The organism is Pseudoalteromonas sp. S1727, assembly GCF_005886375.1.
In the GTDB taxonomy this organism is placed as follows: Bacteria; Pseudomonadota; Gammaproteobacteria; order Enterobacterales; family Alteromonadaceae; genus Pseudoalteromonas; species Pseudoalteromonas haloplanktis.
The window spans coordinates 1-4,349 of sequence record NZ_PNDT01000122.1; the positions used below are offsets into that span (position 1 = coordinate 1).

3 protein-coding genes are annotated in these 4,349 nt (G+C 41.8%); all 3 read right to left on the reverse strand.

The window, feature by feature from the left end; translation table 11 throughout:
* Nucleotides 1–295 precede the first annotated feature (295 nt).
* Nucleotides 296–1,666 (reverse strand): Gfo/Idh/MocA family protein, encoded by a 1,371-nt coding sequence (locus tag CWB85_RS20130; protein WP_138555859.1) that lies wholly within the window; start codon nucleotides 1,664–1,666, stop codon nucleotides 296–298.
* Between the two features lie 426 nt (nucleotides 1,667–2,092).
* The gene (locus tag CWB85_RS20135) at nucleotides 2,093–3,166 is read right to left on the reverse strand and encodes a phosphotransferase enzyme family protein (RefSeq protein WP_029216254.1); all 1,074 of its coding nucleotides are present in this window, start codon (nucleotides 3,164–3,166) and stop codon (nucleotides 2,093–2,095) included.
* A gap of 49 nt (nucleotides 3,167–3,215) precedes the next feature.
* A complete protein-coding gene (locus CWB85_RS20140; RefSeq protein WP_138555860.1) occupies nucleotides 3,216–4,097 on the reverse strand; it encodes an NTP transferase domain-containing protein in 882 nt (293 codons plus the stop codon).
* Between the last annotated feature and the right edge of the window lie 252 nt (nucleotides 4,098–4,349).

Sequence of the window (4,349 nt, forward strand, 5' to 3'; positions counted from 1 at the left end):
TTAGATGTTAGATGTTAGAGATTAGATTTTAGATTTTAGATTTTAGATTTTAGGTTCAAGGTTCAAGGTTCAAGGTTAACATCGTAACGTAGGAAATGGCTTTAGCCATGAATCTTTACACCGCACGGCATAAAGCCACGCCTACAATAACCCAAACACCGGTGCAAACCCGTAGGCGCGAGTTTACCTCGCGCAGGTTTATGTTCACCCCTAGAAGAAAAGCCACGGGCTGCGAGCTATGGATCCTAGCCCCTAGTCACTTCCCTAGAACCTCGTCCCTTCCCCCTTTAATTTTTTAACCCACAACCCCCAACGGCTTGGCATTTTGCCACGCGCCACGGGTAAAATCAGGAATATCAATCGATGCGCTGCGGTTACTCACTGACTCTGCTGAAAGCGGTGATATTACAGACCACGCGGCGCCATCGTATACATCTTGATCGAGCGCTTCGCCATTGCGTAAACAATAAATCATTCGCCAAAACATTAAAAAGTCCATGCCACCATGGCCGCCGTTACGCTGCGCTTCTTCACCCATTTTTATCCACAAGGGATGGTCGTACTTTTTATACCAATCAGCCATTTCGTAATCCCACTCATGGAAGCTTTTTGAGCCACCGTCTTCTAGTGCAATACGATTTGGGAATCCAGCAAATACCCCATTAGTGCCCTGAATTAAATTATGGCGAGAGTAAGGTCGAGGCGTAGTTGTATCATGCTGCACCATAATACTGCGACCTTTAACGGTTTTGATTAGCGTCGTGTTCATATCACCAGCAATATAATTAAGTTGATTACGCTGATGCTCGGCTGGAAACTCTTTTTTTGCATAAGCGCTGCGCCCCAAAGCAGGTGAGCTCATTGAGGTCAAAAAGTCAAAACGGTCACCGCGATTGATATTCATATACTGCGACACAGGCCCTAAGCCATGGGTAGGATACAAGTTACCATCTCGTTTTGCATGCCAAGCGGTACGCCAAGAGCCGGTTTTATGCTCAATCTCTTTCATTTGCCAGCGTAACTCATGAATATACGCCGCTTCGCCATGCAGTAATTCACCAAATACACCTTGGCGAACCATATTCAAAACCATTAGCTCATCACGACCATAATTGACGTTTTCCATCATCATGCAGTTCTTTTGGGTGCGCTCTGCGGTATCAACAATTTGCCACATTTCTGCAACGGTTAATGCTAGCGGCACTTCAACAAACGCATGTTTACCGCTATTCATAGTATCTATCGCCATTGGCGCATGCCATGCCCACGGAGTGGAAATAATGACAATATCAATATCGTCACGATCAAGCATTTGTTGGTAAGCGTTATCTGACCCAGTATACAAAGCAGGCTTTGCTAACCCTTTATCGGTGAGATACTTTGCGGACTGTTCTAATACTTCGTTATGCGTGTCACAAATCGCTTTGATCTCAGTACCAGCAATATGACTCATGCGTTTTACATGGCCAAAACCTCGTTGGCCTACACCAATAAAGCCAACCCGTACTACATCCATTTTTGGCGCAATCAAGCCAATTACTGAACGGCCTTGTTGTTTCGGAGTTATAGCTGCAGAATTAGTATTACCTGCACAGCCTGCCACCACACTGGCAGCCGCAGCCGCGCTGGCTGCTTTTAAAAAATCGCGACGATTAATTTGCTTCATTTTATAATTATCCCTGGATTTACTTCACTGCAACTTACCTAAAATAGGGTAACAGGTAAAGTAGATGAGGATAGATAACATAATAAAAGAAGGGGTTAGAATTACCCTTAACCGCGCGGCATAAAGCCGCGCCTACAATAACCCAAACATCGGTGCAAATCCGTAGGCGCGAGTTTACCTCGCGCAGGTTTATATTCACCACCGAGAATAAAAGTCACGGGCTGCGGGTAACGGGCTGCGAGCTACGAATCCTAGCCCCTAGTCACTTCCCTAACTCTAAAATCTTTAATGATTGTAGGAGAGCGCTTTAGCGCCGATGAGCTTTAACACATAACCAAAAACAATCACGGCTAAAGCTTGTTCCCACAAAAGCCAAGACACCTAGCCCCTAGTCACTTCCCTAGCTCCTAGCGCCTTTAACCTTTATTACACATCTCTTAAAATAGCTTTAAGTGTGCTTTTTTTGGCAAGAATATCACGATATAAAGCAAACTGATTCTGTGCTCGCTCTAAGTTATGGTTAGCATGCTTAATTGAAAAATAGTGATCGCCATCAATGTAATCAGTTAAAAAGCGCAGACCAATCATAAAGGTCATCACTTTAGTACCTAACCAAAAACTCTGTTTTTCTTGCTCGGTAATTAAATCTTTTAAAGGCTCAACATAACCTTTAACCACGGCTTCAAAAATTTCTTCGCGAACACACACATTGTCTAAATTGGTTGAGTCTTCTTGCTCTGGCGAGCAAAAAGTTCGCACCATATCACCAAAATCATACAGCCAGTAACCTGGCATACATGTGTCTAAATCAATCACCGCCTTGGCATCATGTGACTTATTACAGAACAGCATATTATTGATTTTAGTATCATTATGGCAAGGTCTAACAGGCACATTACCAGCTAACGATTTTAGCTCATCAATTAACCCAAACTGCGCCATACAAAAATCAACTTCTGCTTGGCAACTAGCTAAACGATTAACAGGGTCATTAGCAACCACTGCTTTAAGTTTTTCGGCTCGCATCGCTAAGTTATGAAAATCAGGAATAACATGATGCAATTGCTTGGCATCAAAGTCTTCTAATGCAACAGCAAATTGACCAAATGCATTGGCCGCAGTTTGCGCTTGCGAAGTGTTTAGCACAACATCTTCACTGTAACTGCCGCCAATAAATTCGAGTGCACGCCAAACGCCATTATCACAATCAACTAAATACCCATCTTCAACAGTAGGAACATGACGAATAATGGCTAAATCATAATCACCCGACTGGCGCTTTTTAGTTAAATGCTGCTCGATTAAACGGGCATTTTTTACCAGCATGTCAGGCTCAGGAAAAACCTCTGTATTTAACTTTTGCACGACTAAAGATTTTTTAGGTGCAGTTAACAACATAGTGGTATTGATATGACCACTACCAATTGGTTTCATGCTGACTTTTTCATTGCCAAGGCCAAAACTTTCAGACAAGTAAACCGCAAGGGAATTTGACTTCATACTTACTTCGCTATTATTGTGCCCAGGAAAAGGCATGATCGGGGCTAACTCATCCGTGACGTAGTTCATATAATTTACCTGTAACATCCTGTAATTCTGATTTATAAGTTACTCCATACCAAGACTCTTGTGCAGTATAAATAGTAACTTTTTGTTGATTAGATGTGATCACATGTTGAATTTGATCTGGTAAATAATACTCCATTTTGACACCGTTGTCATATTTTTGCAGAAACTCCGTAAAGCCAACTTCAAGCGCATCAAAAAGTACAGGTGTAATGCCCCAAAAACTCATTGATCCCAAAGCATCTAAAGCGATTCTCTCACGCTTTCCGTGTGGATTATCACCCATTATGTGCCCTTGCTCAATTTGTATATTTAAATACTCAACAACATCTCTTAATTGATTATTTTCAACTTGGCAAACGCCACGGTTTACACCACCTTGTGCTGATAACGTGTCAATGATTGGATACCCAACCATCGCCCAGCTACTGGAATTTTTAAAATGATCAGCAAGTAAAGTAAATGAAGACGCGCCATAATAATCATCAGCGGTAATGACAATAGCAGGATTATGAATATATTCTTTAGCGCACAATAACGCATGCCCCGTACCCCACGGTTTTTCTCGTTGTTGCACTAAATTTTGGTATTGCTCAGGTACTAAATCAATTCTCTGCTCCACCAAAACAACATCAACCCCCGCAGGTAAACGCGGTAGAATCACTTGCTCTATTTCGTTTCGCACAGCTTGGTTGATCACTAATACAACTTGAGTAACCCCAGCAGTAACCGCATCAGCAATACTAAGCTCCATAATAGTACAGCCAAGCCCTTCGATTTCTGCTATTTGTTTATTACCACCAAAACGAGAGCCCACCCCCCCCGCCAGAACCACTAAACTTAGGTAATGTTTTTTAGTTTTCATTTTTGTACCGTTTAATCATTAATAGCCCGAGTCTACCAGTTTCAACCACCAGATCTAGCATAGGGATAGGTTTTAGATGTTAGATGTTAGATGTTAGATGTTAGATGTTAGATTTTAGATTTTAGATTTTAGGTTTTAGGTTTTAGGTTTTAGGTTTTAGATGTTAGATGTTAGATGTTAGATTTTAGATTTTAGATTTTATATTTTAGGTTCAATGTTACCTTCGTAACGCAGGAATTCTCTACTGCGATC

Excerpts from the sequence above, each read along its gene's own strand:
- CWB85_RS20135 (WP_029216254.1), bottom strand. The coding sequence starts at position 3,166 with ATGAAGTCAAATTCCCTTGCGGTTTACTTGTCTGAAAGTTTTGGCCTT.
- CWB85_RS20130 (WP_138555859.1), bottom strand. The coding sequence starts at position 1,666 with ATGAAGCAAATTAATCGTCGCGATTTTTTAAAAGCAGCCAGCGCGGCT.
- CWB85_RS20140 (WP_138555860.1), bottom strand. The coding sequence starts at position 4,097 with ATGAAAACTAAAAAACATTACCTAAGTTTAGTGGTTCTGGCGGGGGGG.